This is a genomic window from Streptomyces sp. NPDC050263 (assembly GCF_040655955.1).
Classification (GTDB): Bacteria; Actinomycetota; Actinomycetes; order Streptomycetales; family Streptomycetaceae; genus Streptomyces.
Genome location: NZ_JBFAKW010000007.1, coordinates 24,672 through 40,354 on the forward strand (window position 1 = coordinate 24,672; position 15,683 = coordinate 40,354).

The following is a 15,683-nucleotide window of genomic DNA, read 5'->3' on the forward strand; positions in this document are numbered from 1 at the left end:
CCGCAGAAAGGCAGCCTTCTCTGTGACTGCGATTCCCCAGGGCCGTACTCGCCGGATCCCCTTGGTGAGCGCGATGTGCGCACTGGTCGTGGGCAGTACGGGACTGGCGGGGTGCAGTGAGGATCCGGACGCGGGCACGAACGGGGTGGGCAAGCTGCCGGCCGCGCAGATCCAGTCGAAGACGAAGACGGCCGCGGCCGGCGTGGACGCGGTGCGGCTGTCGGGGAGCGTGGTCACCAGCGGGCACACGTACAAGCTCGACATGAGCCTGAAGGCGGACGGCGGCACCGGGTCGGTCACCGCGGAGGGGGCCACCTTCCATCTGCTGCGGGTCGGCGAGCAGCTGTACCTGAAGGCCGACGCGGCCTTCTGGAACAAGGAGGGCGCCGAGTCCGACGACGGCTCGGACACGGCCGCCGCCGACAAGCTCGACGGCAAGTACGTGAAGGTGCCGACCGGCGACCCCTCGTACAAGAAGTTCAGCGGCTTCACGGACAAGAACCTTCTCCTCGACGGTCTGCTGACGCTGCACGGCTCGCTGGCCACGGACGGCCACCACGAGCAGTCCGGCGTCCGCACGATCCGCATCACCGGCGACGGCGGCTCCGGCGGCAAGCTGGACGTGTCGCTGGAGGGCAAGCCGTATCCGCTGCGCCTGGAACGCGCCGGGGGCGCGGGCACGCTGAGCTTCTCCGCCTGGGGCAAGGACTTCGCCCTGAAGGAACCGGCGAAGGACGAGACGGTGGACTACGGCAAGCAGTTGCCGTCGTCGTAGAGCTGCCGTCGTCGTAGAGTGCCGTCGTCGTGGACCTGCTGTCGGCTACCCGCGTTTGCGCTTCTTCAGCAGCAGCTTCGGCAGTCCGGCCGGGGCCGGCTCACGGGTGGTGGCGGGCGAGGGCACCGGCCGCGCCGCCAGGTCCCCGTCGGGCAGCGGCAGGGTGGCCCCGGTCGGCTCCAGGCGCAGCACCCGGCACTCCCGCGCCCAGCGCTCGGTCATGGCCTCGCCGTCGGGCGCGTTCAGCCGCTTGCCCTTGAGCTCGGCGACGGCCGCCTCCCACGCCTCGGAAGCAGGCTCGAGCTGCACGACCCGCGCCGTCCAGGAGACCAGTCGGCCCCCCTTGTCCTTGCTGCGGACGGTGACCTCGGCCGAGCCGCCGCCGACGAGCCCGGACAGCGGCTGCTCACCGGGTCCGTCGCCGACCAGACAGGCCGCGCCCTCGTGCCACACGTGCCACAGCGCACGCGCGGCCGGTTCGCCGGCGCCCTGGACCCAGACGAGGCCGGACTTCTTGGTGGCCTCCTCGATCAGTGCCTGCGTGACGAGGGCCTGGTCGAGCAGCTCGCTTGTCATGGCGCTCAGCCTATCCAGAGCGCCGTCAGAGCCAGCCGTTGCGCTTCAGCGTGCGGTGGATGCCGAAGCAGAGCGCCACCATGGCCGACATGACCACGGGGTAGCCGAACTTCCAGTGCAGCTCCGGCATGTAGTCGAAGTTCATGCCGTACACCCCGCAGACCATCGTCGGGACGGCGATGATGGCCGCCCAGGACGTGATCTTCCGCATGTCCTCGTTCTGCGCGACGGAGGCCTGCGCCAGGTTGGCCTGGAGGATCGAGTTGAGCAGCTCGTCGAAGCCGACCACCTGCTCCTGGACCCGGGCGAGGTGGTCGGCGACGTCCCGGAAGTACTTCTGGATGTCGGGGTCGATCAGACGCATCGGCCGCTCGCTCAGCAGCTGCATCGGCCGCAGCAGCGGCGACACCGCCCGCTTGAACTCCAGCACCTCACGCTTGAGTTGGTAGATCCGGCCGGCGTCCGTGCCGCGCGGGCTGCCCTTGCGCCCGGGCGAGAACACCTCCGTCTCGACCTCGTCGATGTCGTCCTGCACGGCGTCCGCGACCGCGATGTAGCCGTCGACGACGTGGTCGGCGATGGCGTGCAGCACTGCGGAGGGACCCTTGATCAGCAGCTCGGGGTCGTCCTGGAGGCGGTGGCGCAGCGCGCGCAGCGAGCCCTGGCCGCCGTGCCGGACCGTGATGAAGAAGTCCTTGCCGGTGAAGCACATGACCTCACCGGTCTCGACGACCTCGCTGTTGGCCTCGAGCCGGTCGTGCTCGATGTAGTGGATGGTCTTGAAGACCGTGAACAGGGAGTCGTCGTAGCGCTCCAGCTTGGGCCGCTGGTGCGCCTGCACCGCGTCCTCCACGGCCAGCGGGTGCAGCCCGAACTCGGCGGCGATACCGGCGAATTCGGCCTCGGTCGGCTCGTGCAGACCGATCCACACGAAGCCTCCGTCGCGCCGTACCTGGCGCATGGCCTCCTGCGGGGTCGGCGACTGCGTGCACGCGACGCGCGAGCCGTCCCGGTAGACGGCGCAGTCGACGACGGCCGACGGGGTCGCGGGGTCACGGGTGGTGTCGTACGCGCCGCTGTCCAGGCGCCCGCCCCCCTTGCGCAGGGAGGGGCGGGCGGGGCGGACGACGGCACGGAGGTCGCGGATCATCGACATGGCAGGCTCCTTCGTGACAGGCAACGAAAGGCCGCCGACGACGGGTGGAACTACCCGGAATGGGGACGTCCTGACTGCGGAGGTTTGGCACGTCCACAAAGCGGGGAGCACCGCTCCGTCGCGGTGGCGAGCTTCGCTACTGATTCAGATCAGAGAGATCTGGCAGATCAGACAGATCAGGCAAAAAACGAAACGAAGTGCTCTTCGGCATGAAGATGAGCGCGAGAGGTGGCGACCAGCCGAGGGCCAAGAAGCCGGAGCAGCTGCATCAGCGGCCGGAAGAGCGAGTGGTACTGCACGGGTGACTTCGATCCATGACAGCCCCACCTCCTCCAGCCGGTCCCTCGTAAGGGAGTCTCGTCTGCGTCGAGGCAAGATAGCGACGCTTCTGCGTGCTGCCCCGAACCACCGGGCCAGACTACCAGCCGAGTGAAGTGTCAAGGTGCTGCTTTGCCCTGCGCCGACGAGTTCTATGCTCGCCGCATGGCTGATGTTCTTCCTCTGGTCGAGGCTCGTCTGCGGTCCGCGCTGGGCGAGCCGGACGCCCGCGCCGCGGTCACCTTCCTCGGCACGGACCGCGTCGAGGTGCTGCGTTTCCACGAGGGCGACATCGTCCGCTACGCCACGCTCGGCATGTCCGCGCAGCCGATGAGCGACCCCACGGCGGTGCTCGCGGACCCGGTCAAGGGGCCGCGCGCCGAGCTGGTCCTGTCGGTCCGGCCGGGCGTCGCCGACACCGACAAGGTGCTCCGTCCGCTCGCCGTGCTCGCCGCGTCCCCGCAGGTCGAGGGCTTGGTCGTGGCCCCCGGCGCCTCGCTCGACGTCGGCGAACCGCTGTGGCCCGGCGCTCCGTTCACCTCGGTCCTGGTCGCCGAGCCGGGCGGACTGGTCGAGGATCTCGATCTCGACGAGCCCCTCGACCCGGTCCGCTTCCTGCCGCTGCTCCCCATGACCGCGAACGAGGCCGCCTGGAAGCGGGTGCACGGCGCCCAGGCCCTCCAGGAGCGCTGGCTGACGAACGGGACGGACCTGCGGGAGCCGTCCCGCGGGTCCGTCCCGCTCGACTGACGCTTCGTGAGGAAGGTCACCAACGCTCGGCCGAAGACCTTCAGTTGACGAAGACGGCGACCGAGTCCTCGGCCGCGTGCCTCTCTTCGAGCTCCTCGGTCTCGTGCGTGAGCGTCTCGCGCCGTACGACGACCACGACCGCGCCGAGGACGGCCGTGACCGCCGCGACGACGAACGGGACGTGGACGTCGGTCCATTCCTCGATCCTCGGCGCGAAGAAGGGCGCGGCAGCGGCCGCGAACCACCGCACGAAGTTGTAGCCGGCGCTCGCCACCGGCCGCGGGGCGTCCGAGACGCCGAGCGCCAACTCGGTGTAGACGGTGTTGTTCACGCCGATGAACGCGCCCGACAGGATCGTGCAGACGATCGCCGTGACATGGTCGCCGTAGCCGAGAACGAGCACGTCGACGGCGAGCAGCACCAGCGAGCCGCCGAGCACCTTGAGCGAACCGAACCGCTCCTGGAGCCGCGGTGCCACGACGACCGAGCAGACGGCGAGCAGCACACCCCACGCGAAGAACACCGCCCCCGATGCGTAAGGGGTCGTGTTGAGTACGAACGGGGTGAAGGCCAGCACGGTGAAGAACGTGTAGTTGTAGAAGAAGGCCGAGGCCGCGGCGGAGGCGAGACCGCGGTGCCCGAGCGCCTTGAGCGGGTCGAGGACGGAGATCTTGCGGGCCGGCTTCGGCTGCTCCTTGAGGAACACCGCGATGCACAGGAAGCCGACGGCCATCAGGAACGCGGTGCCGAAGAAGGGGTAGCGCCAGCTGGCGTCGCCGAGCAGCGCGCCCAGCAGCGGCCCGCAGGCCATGCCGAGGCCGAGGGCGGACTCGTACAGCAGGATGGCGGCCGCGCTGCCTCCCGCCCGTCGCCCGCCACCACCCCGGCCGGAATCGCTTCGCGATGCCCCTATTGGATGCGCCGGCCGTCGCCCACACCGCCTTCGGCTGCGCACCCCTCACGAATATAGTTGGCATATACATACGATAAGTTAGATCGTCTAATTAATGCAAGCTACATCTAAATCCTTCCGGTCGATCGGTTTCCGCCCGGACGGGTGATCGTCCTTGACGTGGGCGGGCTCGGGTAGGACCGTGGGGCTCTATGAGGGGCGAACCCAGTTGCCCGAAGTGTGGTGGCCGGGTCAGGGCTCCCGGACTCTTCGCCGATTCCTGGCAGTGTGACGTGCACGGGACGGTGCATCCGCTTCAGCCCGTGATCCCGCCCAGCGTCGAGGCCCTCAGCGTCGTCGTGCACCGCACGCAGGTGCCGTTGTGGATGCCGTGGCCGCTGCCGGTCGGCTGGCTGTTCACGGGTGTGACGTACGCGGGGGACGATCGCAGCGGCGGTCGCGCCACCGTCGTGGCCTGCTCCGGGCCGGGGCCGCTCGGCGGCATGGGCGAGCTGATCCTCGTCGCCGAGGAGCTGGGCGTCGGGCTCGGCGCGCGGTACGCCGGCGTCGACGGGCCGGATCCGGGTCCCTATATGAGCGTCGAGAAACCTCCGCAGGCGAAGGTGCTGGCCGCGGGCCGCCCTGCTCCGCTCTGGCATGTCTCCGCCACTCCGGACGACCGGGCAGTCTTCGCGGGGGAGGCGCGGGGGCTGTGGCTGTGGGCGGTGGTGTGGCCCGAGCAGTCGGGGCTGCTGATGTACGACGAGCTGGTGCTGACGGATCTGCGGGACGCGGGCGCGGAGCTGGAGTTGGTGCCCTGCGGTGCGTTGTCGCCGCGCCTGCTCAAGCCGTAGGGCGTCGTAGGGCTGGGCGACGGGACGCTGTGTGTAGGGGGTGCTCCAGCCTTTCGGGTGTGACACGGGTGGTGTGATGAGCCGTTATGCTGGAGCGTCCGCTTCCGTCCCGTCGCTGTCTGGAGTCTGCTCGTGCGCGTTGACCTGCACTGCCACTCCACCGCCTCCGACGGTACGGACACCCCGGCCGAGCTGGTGCGTAACGCTGCCGCCGCCGGTCTGGACGTCGTCGCGCTGACCGATCACGACACCACCCGTGGGCATGCCGAGGCCGTCGCCGCGCTGCCGCAGGGGCTCACGCTGGTCACCGGCGCCGAGCTGTCCTGCCGGATCGACGGCGTCTCCATGCACATGCTGGCCTACCTGTTCGACCCCGAGGAGCCCGCGCTGCTCGCCGAGCGTGAGCTCGTGCGGGACGACCGGGTGCCCCGGGCGCGCGGGATGGTCGCCCGGCTCAACGAGCTGGGCGTGCCCGTCACCTGGGAGCAGGTCGCGCGGATCGCGGGGGAGGGGTCCGTCGGGCGGCCGCATGTCGCCACCGCCCTGGTCGAGCTGGGCGTCGTGCCGACCGTCAGCGCCGCGTTCACCGAGGAGTGGCTCGCCGACGGCGGCCGGGCCTACGTGGCGAAGCACGAGACCGACCCCTTCGAGGCGATCCGGCTGGTCAAGGGCGCGGGCGGGGTCACCGTCTTCGCGCACCCGGGCGCGAGCAAGCGCGGTCGCACGGTGCCGGAGTCGGCGATCGCCGAGCTGGCCGCGGCCGGTCTCGACGGCATCGAGGTCGACCACATGGACCACGACGCGGAGACGCGGGCGCGGCTGCGCGGGCTGGCCGCCGATCTGGGGCTGCTGGTCACCGGCTCGTCCGACTACCACGGCAGCCGCAAGACGTGCGTGCTCGGCGAGTACACCACCGACCCCGAGGTGTACGGGGAGATCACCCGGCGTGCCACCGGCGCGTTCCCGGTGCCGGGGACCGGCGGAGCCTGAGGCTCACCCCTCCGCCCACGTTCCCTCTCTTCCCCGCAAGGTCTGTGCATCGATGTTCGACGTCGCCGTCTTCGGCTCTCTCTTCCTGACCCTTTTTGTCATCATGGATCCCCCCGGGATCACCCCGATCTTCCTCGCGCTGACCTCCGGGCGTCCCGGCAAGGTGCAGAAGCGGATGGCCTTCCAGGCGGTCTGCGTGGCGGGCGGCGTGATCGCCGTCTTCGGGCTCCTGGGGCACCAGATCCTCGACTACCTGCACGTCTCCGTGCCCGCGCTGATGATCGCGGGCGGACTGCTGCTCCTGCTGATCGCGCTCGACCTGCTCACCGGCAAGACCGACGAGCCGAAGCAGACCAAGGACGTCAACGTGGCGCTCGTCCCGCTGGGCATGCCGCTGCTGGCCGGACCGGGCGCGATCGTCTCCGTCATCCTGGCCGTCCAGAAGGCCGACAGCGTGGCGACGCAGGTGTCGGTCTGGGCGGCGATCCTCGCCATCCATGTCGTGCTGTGGCTGGTGATGCGGTACTCGCTGCTGATCATCCGGGTCATCAAGGACGGCGGTGTGGTCCTGGTGACCCGGCTCGCGGGCATGATGCTCTCCGCGATCGCCGTGCAGCAGATCATCAACGGGGTCACCCAGGTGATCCGCGCGAGCTGACCGGGCGCCCCGTCACATGCAGAGCCCCCTACGGCATCGCCGTAGGGGGCTCTGAAACCTGTATGGGACCGTGTCCCGTGTTACGAGGCCGTGGGGTCGGCCGGACGGATCCACAGCCGCTGCCCGATGGCGGCGGCCTGCTGAACGATCCGGTTGACGGAGGCGGCGTCCACGACGGTGCTGTCCACGGGTGTGCCGTCGACGTCGTCGAGTCGCATGATTTCGAAGCGCATGGCTTCTCCCTTCGTCTGGTCATCCTCCTGAGGAGAACTACTTGGTTACGTAGGGAGTCAACGGGATGCGTGTTACAAACATTCCCTACGCTAAAGAAATTTTTCGAACGGCTAATTACTGACAGGTAAGCCGGTTTGTGGAGACTGAACGGGACCAGTTGTGTTCGCAGCGTGACCACCGGGACAATGGAGGCGATGAACGACGACCTGCCGGACCTCGCCGCCCGCATCGACCGCACGAACGAGCTGCTCCAGCGCATGCTCGCCGAGGTGGCCAAGACGCCCTCGACCCACGCGATCTTCGTCGACGCGGGGTATCTGTACGCGGCCGCGGGGCGCCTGGTGGCAGGTACCGAGGACCGCCGGGCCTTCGACCTCGACGCCGAGGGCCTGATCGAGGCGCTCATCGACCGCGCCCGCTCGATCTTCGCCGACAGCCGACTGCTGCGCGTCTACTGGTACGACGGCGCCCGGCGCCGCATCCACACCTCCGAGCAGCAGTCCATCGCCGAACTGCCGGACGTGAAGGTGCGGTTGGGCAACCTCAACGCCAACAACCAGCAGAAGGGCGTCGATTCGCTCATCCGGACGGACCTGGAGTCACTGGCCCGCCACCGCGCGATCAGCGACGCGGCCCTGCTGGGCGGCGACGAGGACCTGGTCTCGGCGGTGGAGGCCGCGCAGGGGTACGGCGCCCGCGTGCACCTCTGGGGCATCGAGGCGCCGGAAGGCCGCAACCAGGCCGAGCCGCTGCTCTGGGAAGTCGACAGTCAGCGCACCCTCGACCTCGACTTCTTCAAGCCGTACGTCTCCCGGCGCACCGCCGCCGCCTACGAGACGACCGGCGCGAGCCGTCCCACCCGCGAGGCCGTGCGCTTCGTCGGCGCGCAGATCGCGGCGAAGTGGCTGGCGGCGCGGGGCCGGGAGGCCCTCGCCGAGCTGCTGCCGGGCCACCCCTACCTCCCCGGCTCCGTCGACCAGGACCTCCTGGTGGAGGCCGAGGGCATCCTCCAGTACTCCCTGCGCGGCCAGGCGGACCTGAGACGCGCGCTGCGCGACGGCTTCTGGGAGCACGTGCAGACGCAGTACTAAGACGCAGTACTAGGGCCGGTGCCGCTGGCGGGCTCCCGGGTGGTGGTCCCAGAAGTCGGCCAGCCCGTCGGCCGTGAGCAGCGGCTTGTCCAGGTTCGGCGAGTGCTCGGCGCCCGGCACCACCGTCCGGTGCGCACGCAGCTCGACCGCCATGTCGTCGAGGAGGGGCACCGGCCAGGTGTCGTCCCGCGCACCCGACAGGACATGGAGCGGCAGCGGGACGGCGGCGAGCTCCGCGACCCGGTTCGGTTCGACGCACAACTGGCGTCCGACGGCGATGAGTTGGGCGGGCCTGTGGTTCAGCCAGCGCAGTTCGAGCTGTTCCAGCCTGCCGAAGCCGCGGGCCGGACCGCCGACCTCCTCCGGCGGTCCCATCGCCTGCATCGCCGCCCACACCTGCGGCATCGTCATCACCGCGAGCGCGTCGTGCAGCAGCTTCACGCGCTGCTTCTGGGACTCCGAGATCTCCGCCGGGCCCGAGGAGACGAGCGTGAACGAGACGAAGGGCGCGTGGTCCAGGAGGACGGCCGCGCGGGCGACCTGTCCGCCCATGGAGTGCCCGGTGAGGTGCAGGGGCGTGCCGAGGGCAGCCGCCTGCGCGAGCACGTCCCGCGCCAACTCCTGCTGCGCGTAGGGGGATTCGTCGTCGGCCGGTCCGTCGGACTCGTTCTGCCCACGTCCGTCGACGGCGACCGTCCGGTAGCCGCGGGCCGCGAGGGGCTCGTGCAGCCGGTGGAAGTCCTCCTTGCTGCCGGTGAAGCCCGGCAGCAGCAACGCGACCCCCCGCGGCTCGACGCCGGCGGCCACGGGCGAGTCGACGACGGCGAACTCACCGCGATCGGTCCGCAGGGCGTACGAACGGGCGCCGGGGGGCGGCGGGAAGGGAGTCGACCTGGTGGGCTTGGACACGGGGGGAGATTACCCGGCATTCCTTTCTGCGCCCGTAGCCGGGGCGGCCGTCGAGGGAACGCCCGGGAAACGCCGAGGGCCCGGCCCCCGGAAGTCTCCGGGATGCTGTTGGTCAATTCGGGCCTGTGCGTGACGTCGGCCGTCAAGACCCGGTTGTGGTCTTGACGGCCGGCGTTGTCGTATGGGGTGGGTGCGGATGTCGATGCAGCCGAGCGGGTCCGGCGAGGTTCCGGCGGAGACGGTGCGGGTGGCGCGGGCCGCCTTCCCGAGGGGGAGCCTGGCGATCCGGGTCCGGGACGAGCTGGGGCCGATGTTCAGCGACAGGCAGTTCACTGGCCTGTTCCCGGCGCGGGGGAAGCCTGCCCGGTCACCGGGGCGGCTGGCGATGGCGATGGTGCTGGTGCTGCAGTTCGTGGAGGCGCTGACCGACCGGCAGGCGGCGGAGGCGGTGCGGGCTCGTATCGACTGGAAATACGCACTCGGGCTGGAGCTGGCCGATGCCGGCTTCGACTTCTCAGTGCTGTCGGAGTTCCGCGACCGGCTCGTGACAGCCGACGGCGGCCGGGAGGTCCTGGACACGGTCCTGACGGCCGCCCGGCGGCAGGGACCGGTCACCGCCCGGGGCCGGGCACGGACCGACTCCACCCACGTGCTGTCGGCGGTGCGCGAGCTGAACCAGCTGGAACTGGTCGCGGAAACCCTGCGCTCGGCGCTGAACGCCGTGGCTCTGGCCGAGCCGGGCCGGCTGAGCGAGCGGGCCCGGCCGGAGTGGTTCAAGCACTGTGCCACCCGGGCCGAGGACTCCCGCTTCCCCAAGGAGCGGTCTCGCCGGGACCAGACGTATCGGCGGGTCGGCGACGACGGCATGTATCTGCTGCGGAACATCTGGGCCCAGGACGCGCCGCCAGGCTTGCGAGGTCTGTCGGAAGTCGAAGTGCTGCGGCGGGTGTGGGTTCAGTACTTCCACCTGGTCGAAGGTGAAGTGGCCCGCCGGGACCCAAAAGACCGGCCACCGGGCCTGATGCGCCTGGTGACCCCCTATGACCTGGAAGTCCGCACCGGTGGAAAGCGCGACATCGACTGGGACGGATACAAGGTCCACGTCGCTGAGACGTGTGAGGACGACACCCCGCATCCGGTCACGAGCGTGGTGACCGCCCTGGGCAGCGTCTCCGATGACCGGACGGCCGCCCCGGTCCACGCCGAACTCTCCCGGCGGGATCTGCTGCCGGGCGAGCACTGGGTGGATACCGGCTATGGGAACGGTGGCGCCCTGGTCGCGGCCGACCGTGACCACAGGGTCGACCTGCACGGACCGCTGAAAGCGGTGACTGTTCCGCACGCCCGCGGCGATGCCGCCTTCGGCCAGGACGCGTTCACCATCGATTGGGACAACCAGCACGTGACCTGCCCGAACAGTGTTGTCAGCACGCAATGGGCCGAGCGCCGCTCGGAGGAGGGCGTGCCGACCATTCGGGTCCGGTTCTCTCCGGCCGGCTGCGGCGCTTGCCCCCGGCTGCGGGAATGCGTCAACTCCCCCAAGCCCCGGCGCCGGGAGATCAACCTCAGGCCCCGCGACGAATACGAAGTACTTCAGCAGGCACGAAAGCTCCAGGCAACCGACGAGTGGAAGGACCGCTACAAGATCCGTGCCGGTGTCGAGGGCGCCGTCTCCCAAGCGGTCCACGTCTGCGGCCTGCGCAGATCCCGCTACCGCGGCCTGACCAAGACCAGCCTCCCACACCAACTCACCGGCGCCGCCGTCAACCTCATCCGCATCGACGCCTGGCTCACCCACACACCCCGAGCCCGCACACGCACCAGCCCCCTGACAGCACTTCGCCCCACCGCATAGCGGTGGGGCGAAGCAACCAGGCCCGAATAACCAACAGCATCACACAGGTGGACCGGGCCCTCGGGCGTGACCTCAGCTCTCCGACGGCTCCACGGCAGCGGCGGTCTTGCGGGTGGTGCGGCGGCGGGGCGTGGCCGCCTTCGCTTCCGTCTGCGGTTCCTGCGTGGCCTGGGCCGGGATGTCGGCCGTGGTGGCCGTCGTCTCGGTCTTGGCGGCGGTCTTGCGGGTGCGGCGGGGCTTGGCCTCGGTCGCTTCCGCGGTGTCGACCGCCGTCTCGGCGGCGGCAGCCGTCTTGCGGGTGCGACGCGGCTTGGTCACCGCGGCCTCCGCGACCGGCTCTGCTTCCGCTGCCTTGACGGCCGTGGCCGTCGTCTCGGCCTTGGCGGCGGTCTTGCGGGTCCGGCGCGGCTTCGCCTCCGTGCCCTCCGCCGTGTCGACCGCGACCACGGCTTCGGCCGGAGCCGCTGCCTTGCGCGTGCGACGGGGCTTGACCTCGGCCTCGACGGCTTCCGGGGCCTCGGCGACCGCGGCGGCCGACGCTGCCGTCTTCCGGGTGCGGCGCGGCTTGACCTCGGTGGCTTCCGCCGTTTCCACGGCGACCTCCGCCGGGGCGGCCGCCTTGCGGGTGGTGCGGCGACGCGGCTTGGTCTCCGTCGGCTCCGCGCCCTCCGCCGTGTCGACCGCGGCGACGGCTTCGGCCGGGGCCGGGGCGGTGGCGGCGGTCTTGCGGGTGGTGCGGCGGCGGGGCGTGGCCGCCTTCGCTTCCGTCTGCGGTTCCTGCGTGGCCTGGGCCGGGATGTCGGCCGTGGTGGCCGTCGTCTCGGTCTTGGCGGCGGTCTTGCGGGTGCGGCGGGGCTTGGCCTCGGTCGCTTCCGCGGTGTCGACCGCCGTCTCGGCGGCGGCAGCCGTCTTGCGGGTGCGACGCGGTTTGACCGCAGGCTCGACCGTCTCGACGGCTTCGACTGCCGCGGCCTCGACCACGGCTTCGGCCGGAGCCGTCGCCTTGCGGGTGCGGCGACGCGGCTTGACCTCCGCCGCCTCCTCCGTGCCGACGACCGTCTCCGCCGTGGCGACGACGGCTTCGGCGGCCGGCTCCGTCACGGTGATGGCCGGCGCGGCCTCCGCGGTCTTGCGGGTGCGGCGGCGACGCGGCTTCTCCGGCGTGTCGAGGGCGAGGCCCTCCGCCGTCGTGACGGCCGCTTCCGCGGCCTGGACGACCGGCTCGACGACGGGTTCGACGACCGGTTCGACGGCCACCGGGGTGCTCGCCGCGACGGTGGCCTCCTGCGCCGATCCGGCGCGCGTACGGCGGCGACGGCGCGGGGTGCGCGGGCCGGCGGCCTCCTCCGTCACCTGCTCCGGAGCCGTGGTCGCGGCCGGGGCCGAGGTGGCGTCGATGGGTGCGCCGTTGCGCATCCGACGACGTCGGCGGGGCGTACCGGCCGAACGCTCGCGCTCGTCGGAACGCTCACCGGAGCGCTCGTTGGAACGGGACTCGCCCCGGCCGCCCCGGTCACCGCGACCGCCTCGGTCGCGGTCGCCACGACCGCCACGGTCACCGCGACCGCGTGCGCCGCGGCCGCCCGGCTCGCCCAGGTCCTCGAGCACCTCCGCGTCGAGCCCGGCACGGGTGCGCTCCGCGCGCGGCAGGACACCCTTGGTGCCCGCGGGGATGCCGAGCTCCTCGTAGAAGTGCGGCGAGGTGGAGTACGTCTCCGGCGGGTCGCTGAACTCGAGTTCCAGCGCCTTGTTGATGAGCTGCCAGCGCGGGATGTCGTCCCAGTCGACCAGCGTGATCGCGATGCCCTTGGCGCCCGCGCGGCCGGTCCGGCCGATGCGGTGCAGGTACGTCTTCTCGTCCTCGGGGGACTGGTAGTTGATGACGTGCGTGACGCCCTCGACGTCGATGCCGCGAGCGGCGACGTCGGTGCAGACGAGGACGTCGACCTTGCCGTTGCGGAACGCGCGCAGCGCCTGCTCGCGGGCGCCCTGGCCGAGGTCGCCGTGGACCGCGCCGGAGGCGAAGCCGCGCTGCTGGAGCTGGTCGGCCAGGTCGGCCGCGGTGCGCTTGGTACGGCAGAACACCATGACCAGGCCGCGGCCCTCGGCCTGGAGGATGCGCGCCACCATCTCGGGCTTGTCCATGTTGTGCGCGCGGTACACGTGCTGCTTGGTGTTCGCGACGGTCCGGCCCGCGTCGTCCGGGGACGTGGCGTTGATGTGCGTGGGCTGCGACATGTAGCGGCGGGCGAGGCTGATGACCGCGCCCGGCATGGTCGCCGAGAACAGCATGGTCTGGCGCTTCGCCGGAAGCAGGTTGATGATCTTCTCGACGTCGGGCAGGAAGCCCAGGTCGAGCATCTCGTCGGCCTCGTCGAGGACGAGCGACTTGATGTGCCTGAGGTCGAGCTTCTTCTGGCCCGCGAGGTCCAGCAGCCGGCCCGGGGTGCCGACGACGACGTCGACGCCCTTCTTGAGGGCCTCGACCTGGGGCTCGTAGGCCCGGCCGCCGTAGATGGCGAGGACGCGCACGTTGCGCACCTTGCCCGCGGTCAGCAGGTCGTTGGTGACCTGCGTGCACAGCTCACGCGTGGGGACGACGATGAGCGCCTGCGGGGCGTCGGTGAGGGCCTCGGGCTTGGCGCGGCCGGCCTCGACGTCGGCGGGGACGGTCACGCGCTCGAGGAGCGGGAGGCCGAAGCCCAGCGTCTTGCCGGTGCCGGTCTTGGCCTGGCCGATGACGTCCGTGCCCGTGAGGGCCACGGGGAGCGTCATCTCCTGGATGGGGAAGGGACTGATGATGCCGACGGCTTCAAGGGCCTCGGCGGTCTCGGAAAGGATTCCGAGCTCTCGGAACGTCGTAGTCAGGGTGCTGCCTCTTCTGTGTGCGCGGTGCGAGGCGAGCGCGGGGGTCGTTGACGGACCGTGCCGGGGGGACGTCGGCTGCCTTACGAGCCAACCGCTGGGGCAAGCCGTATGGCACGGGACCTCTGCCGACGCTCTAGCGCTCGTACCGCTGAGGGGGTCCCTCCGGGGTTCCGTACGCACCGTGACTGCACAGTGCTTTCCGGACGAGGAGGGCTGTCGGGTCGGAGCCGATCGGGCCACCGACCGGGCATCCTCATACGTGCGGCCCGTCGAATATTCGGCAGGCGCATTACCACCATACCCCGGAATCGTGCACATGCGATGGCCGATTCGGTCACGTTGTGGTTGTCACAGTGCCTGGCGTGGTCCCGTACGTCTTCGTTGTCACACTGATTGACCAGGGACTTCCACCGTGCGGTGAGCGGGCTATTGTGCGCTACATGACGACCTCTGACAAGCCTGAGAACACCGCCACCCCCACCGGGATCGCCACGCAGGACTGGGCGCAGGCCGCCGCCGACCCGCAGTACCGGGCCGCGGTCGTGGATCTGCTGGGTGCGCTGGCGTACGGCGAGCTGGCGGCGTTCGAGCGGCTCGCGGAGGACGCCAAGCTGGCGCCCACGCTGGAGGACAAGGCGGAGCTGGCGAAGATGGCGTCGGCCGAGTTCCACCACTTCGAGCGGCTGCGCGACCGGCTCACGGAGATCGGCGAGGAGCCGACGCGGGCGATGGAGCCGTTCGTCGCCGCGCTCGACGGCTTCCACCGGCAGACGGCCCCGTCCGACTGGCTGGAGGGCCTCGTCAAGGCGTACGTCGGCGACTCGATCGCGAGCGACTTCTACCGCGAGGTCGCGGTGCGCCTCGACAACGACACCCGCGCGCTGGTGCTGGCCGTGCTCGACGACACCGGTCACGCCGGCTTCGCCGTGGACCGGGTGCGCGCCGCGATCGACGCGGACCCGCGGGTCGGCGGACGGCTCGCGCTGTGGGCGCGGCGGCTGATGGGCGAGGCGCTGTCGCAGTCCCAGCGGGTGGTCGCGGACCGCGACGCGCTGTCGACGATGCTCGTGGGCGGCGTCGCGGACGGCTTCGACCTCGCCGAGGTGGGCCGGATGTTCTCCCGGATCACCGAGGCGCACACCAAGCGGATGGCCGCGCTCGGGCTCGCGGCGTAACGCGGACGGTCCGACGCCGGCGGTCCAGGACGGACGGTCCGGGGCGGACGGTCCAGGGCGGACAGTCCAGGGCCGGCGGGGCGCTGCGGCTACGCCGGGACCGATCGTCGCCGGAGTCTGCCGGCCGGGCGCAGCAGCAAGGAGAGCGAGGCGGCGGAGACGATCGCCGCGCCGAGGAGGCTTGGCAGGGCGGTGCCGGGGCCCAGCGCGCTGTGGGTGACGAAGTCACCGAACAGGGCTCCGGCGACGCCCGTCGCGAAGACGAGGGAGCGGACCGGCAGGCGGTGGGAGAGGCGGCGCACCGCCACCCATGCGAGCACGAGACCCAGCACAGCGGAGCCGAGCGCTTCCAAGATCATGTGGTCCCTCCCAGACGGCGGGGCTGTGCACTGAGGTCGTAGCCCGTCATTACCCGTGACCTGCGGAATGCAATCCTCCTCTGTGGTCGAGTTGTGCTCCATCTGTGGAGAACACGCTGACAGCGAAATCGACGGCCGAAGAGGGTCGGGGGAAACGGAGAGGGGCCCGGGGCGCGAAACAAAGCCCGGCCCCGAAGCCGTAATAGCCCAGTGCGCGCCCAAA

The 15,683-nt window shown here is 70.8% G+C and carries 14 protein-coding genes and 1 pseudogene; 8 read left to right on the plus strand and 7 right to left on the minus strand.

From position 1 onward, the window contains the following. Window positions 1-22 precede the first annotated feature (22 nt). Entirely contained in the window at window positions 23-775 is a 753-nt protein-coding gene (locus AB0J04_RS04730) for a hypothetical protein (protein ID WP_363166925.1), read from the plus strand. Window positions 776-820: 45 nt separating this feature from the next. Here the strand turns inward: AB0J04_RS04730 and AB0J04_RS04735 are convergent, their stop codons facing one another. Then, window positions 821-1,351 carry a hypothetical protein gene (locus tag AB0J04_RS04735; RefSeq protein ID WP_363166926.1) on the minus strand — a complete coding sequence of 177 codons (531 nt, stop codon included), beginning with the start codon at window positions 1,349-1,351 and terminating at the stop codon, window positions 821-823. Between the two features lie 25 nt (window positions 1,352-1,376). Beyond that, on the minus strand, window positions 1,377-2,507 hold the full coding sequence (locus AB0J04_RS04740) for a magnesium and cobalt transport protein CorA (protein WP_363166927.1): 1,131 nt from the start codon (window positions 2,505-2,507) through the stop codon (window positions 1,377-1,379). Between the two features lie 483 nt (window positions 2,508-2,990). On the opposite strand from AB0J04_RS04740, the gene AB0J04_RS04745 reads away from it, so the two are divergent. Beyond that, window positions 2,991-3,575 (plus strand): suppressor of fused domain protein, encoded by a 585-nt coding sequence (locus AB0J04_RS04745; protein ID WP_363166928.1) that lies wholly within the window; start codon window positions 2,991-2,993, stop codon window positions 3,573-3,575. A 40-nt stretch (window positions 3,576-3,615) separates the two neighbouring features. Here the strand turns inward: AB0J04_RS04745 and AB0J04_RS04750 are convergent. Next, window positions 3,616-4,440: pseudogene (locus tag AB0J04_RS04750) on the minus strand (MFS transporter); the annotation flags it as partial. Window positions 4,441-4,679: 239 nt separating this feature from the next. On the opposite strand from AB0J04_RS04750, the gene AB0J04_RS04755 reads away from it, so the two are divergent. From AB0J04_RS04755 to AB0J04_RS04765, 3 genes are all read left to right on the plus strand, one after another. After that, window positions 4,680-5,321: a DUF6758 family protein gene (locus AB0J04_RS04755; RefSeq protein WP_363166929.1), complete on the plus strand. Its 642-nt coding sequence runs from the start codon at window positions 4,680-4,682 to the stop codon at window positions 5,319-5,321. 132 nt (window positions 5,322-5,453) lie between these two features. Next, the gene (locus tag AB0J04_RS04760) at window positions 5,454-6,311 is read left to right on the plus strand and encodes a PHP domain-containing protein (RefSeq protein ID WP_363166930.1); all 858 of its coding nucleotides are present in this window, start codon (window positions 5,454-5,456) and stop codon (window positions 6,309-6,311) included. Between the two features lie 52 nt (window positions 6,312-6,363). Then, window positions 6,364-6,969: a MarC family protein gene (locus tag AB0J04_RS04765; protein ID WP_363166931.1), complete on the plus strand. Its 606-nt coding sequence runs from the start codon at window positions 6,364-6,366 to the stop codon at window positions 6,967-6,969. A gap of 80 nt (window positions 6,970-7,049) precedes the next feature. On the opposite strand, the gene AB0J04_RS04770 is transcribed toward AB0J04_RS04765, so the two are convergent. Further along, window positions 7,050-7,202, minus strand: a complete 153-nt coding sequence (locus tag AB0J04_RS04770; RefSeq protein ID WP_107105381.1) for a hypothetical protein — start codon at window positions 7,200-7,202, stop codon at window positions 7,050-7,052. Between the two features lie 195 nt (window positions 7,203-7,397). Here AB0J04_RS04770 and AB0J04_RS04775 point away from each other — a divergent pair, with 195 nt between their 5' ends. Next, window positions 7,398-8,294: an NYN domain-containing protein gene (locus AB0J04_RS04775; protein ID WP_363167019.1), complete on the plus strand. Its 897-nt coding sequence runs from the start codon at window positions 7,398-7,400 to the stop codon at window positions 8,292-8,294. 9 nt (window positions 8,295-8,303) lie between these two features. Here AB0J04_RS04775 and AB0J04_RS04780 read toward each other — a convergent pair whose 3' ends face one another. Beyond that, on the minus strand, window positions 8,304-9,203 hold the full coding sequence (locus tag AB0J04_RS04780; protein ID WP_363166932.1) for an alpha/beta hydrolase: 900 nt from the start codon (window positions 9,201-9,203) through the stop codon (window positions 8,304-8,306). A 196-nt stretch (window positions 9,204-9,399) separates the two neighbouring features. Between AB0J04_RS04780 and AB0J04_RS04785 the strand changes: the two genes are divergently transcribed. Continuing rightward, window positions 9,400-11,058, plus strand: a complete 1,659-nt coding sequence (locus AB0J04_RS04785; protein WP_363166933.1) for a transposase — start codon at window positions 9,400-9,402, stop codon at window positions 11,056-11,058. Between the two features lie 72 nt (window positions 11,059-11,130). Here the strand turns inward: AB0J04_RS04785 and AB0J04_RS04790 are convergent, their stop codons facing one another. Further along, on the minus strand, window positions 11,131-13,833 hold the full coding sequence (locus tag AB0J04_RS04790; RefSeq protein ID WP_363166934.1) for a DEAD/DEAH box helicase: 2,703 nt from the start codon (window positions 13,831-13,833) through the stop codon (window positions 11,131-11,133). Window positions 13,834-14,357: 524 nt separating this feature from the next. On the opposite strand from AB0J04_RS04790, the gene AB0J04_RS04795 reads away from it, so the two are divergent. Then, window positions 14,358-15,101, plus strand: a complete 744-nt coding sequence (locus AB0J04_RS04795) for a ferritin-like fold-containing protein (protein WP_363166935.1) — start codon at window positions 14,358-14,360, stop codon at window positions 15,099-15,101. An 89-nt stretch (window positions 15,102-15,190) separates the two neighbouring features. Here the strand turns inward: AB0J04_RS04795 and AB0J04_RS04800 are convergent, their stop codons facing one another. Continuing rightward, window positions 15,191-15,460, minus strand: coding sequence for a hypothetical protein (locus tag AB0J04_RS04800; RefSeq protein WP_363166936.1), 270 nt, complete (start codon window positions 15,458-15,460; stop codon window positions 15,191-15,193). Between the last annotated feature and the right edge of the window lie 223 nt (window positions 15,461-15,683).

What these genes read in the sequence shown, in the direction of transcription:
- AB0J04_RS04785 (WP_363166933.1), top strand. Translation starts at nt 9,400, where the DNA reads ATGTCGATGCAGCCGAGCGGGTCCGGCGAGGTTCCGGCGGAGACGGTG.
- AB0J04_RS04755 (WP_363166929.1), top strand. Translation starts at nt 4,680, where the DNA reads ATGAGGGGCGAACCCAGTTGCCCGAAGTGTGGTGGCCGGGTCAGGGCT.
- AB0J04_RS04775 (WP_363167019.1), top strand. Translation starts at nt 7,398, where the DNA reads ATGAACGACGACCTGCCGGACCTCGCCGCCCGCATCGACCGCACGAAC.
- AB0J04_RS04790 (WP_363166934.1), bottom strand. Translation starts at nt 13,833, where the DNA reads ATGACGCTCCCCGTGGCCCTCACGGGCACGGACGTCATCGGCCAGGCC.
- AB0J04_RS04765 (WP_363166931.1), top strand. Translation starts at nt 6,364, where the DNA reads ATGTTCGACGTCGCCGTCTTCGGCTCTCTCTTCCTGACCCTTTTTGTC.
- AB0J04_RS04740 (WP_363166927.1), bottom strand. Translation starts at nt 2,507, where the DNA reads ATGTCGATGATCCGCGACCTCCGTGCCGTCGTCCGCCCCGCCCGCCCC.
- AB0J04_RS04800 (WP_363166936.1), bottom strand. Translation starts at nt 15,460, where the DNA reads ATGATCTTGGAAGCGCTCGGCTCCGCTGTGCTGGGTCTCGTGCTCGCA.
- AB0J04_RS04735 (WP_363166926.1), bottom strand. Translation starts at nt 1,351, where the DNA reads ATGACAAGCGAGCTGCTCGACCAGGCCCTCGTCACGCAGGCACTGATC.
- AB0J04_RS04745 (WP_363166928.1), top strand. Translation starts at nt 2,991, where the DNA reads ATGGCTGATGTTCTTCCTCTGGTCGAGGCTCGTCTGCGGTCCGCGCTG.
- AB0J04_RS04770 (WP_107105381.1), bottom strand. Translation starts at nt 7,202, where the DNA reads ATGCGCTTCGAAATCATGCGACTCGACGACGTCGACGGCACACCCGTG.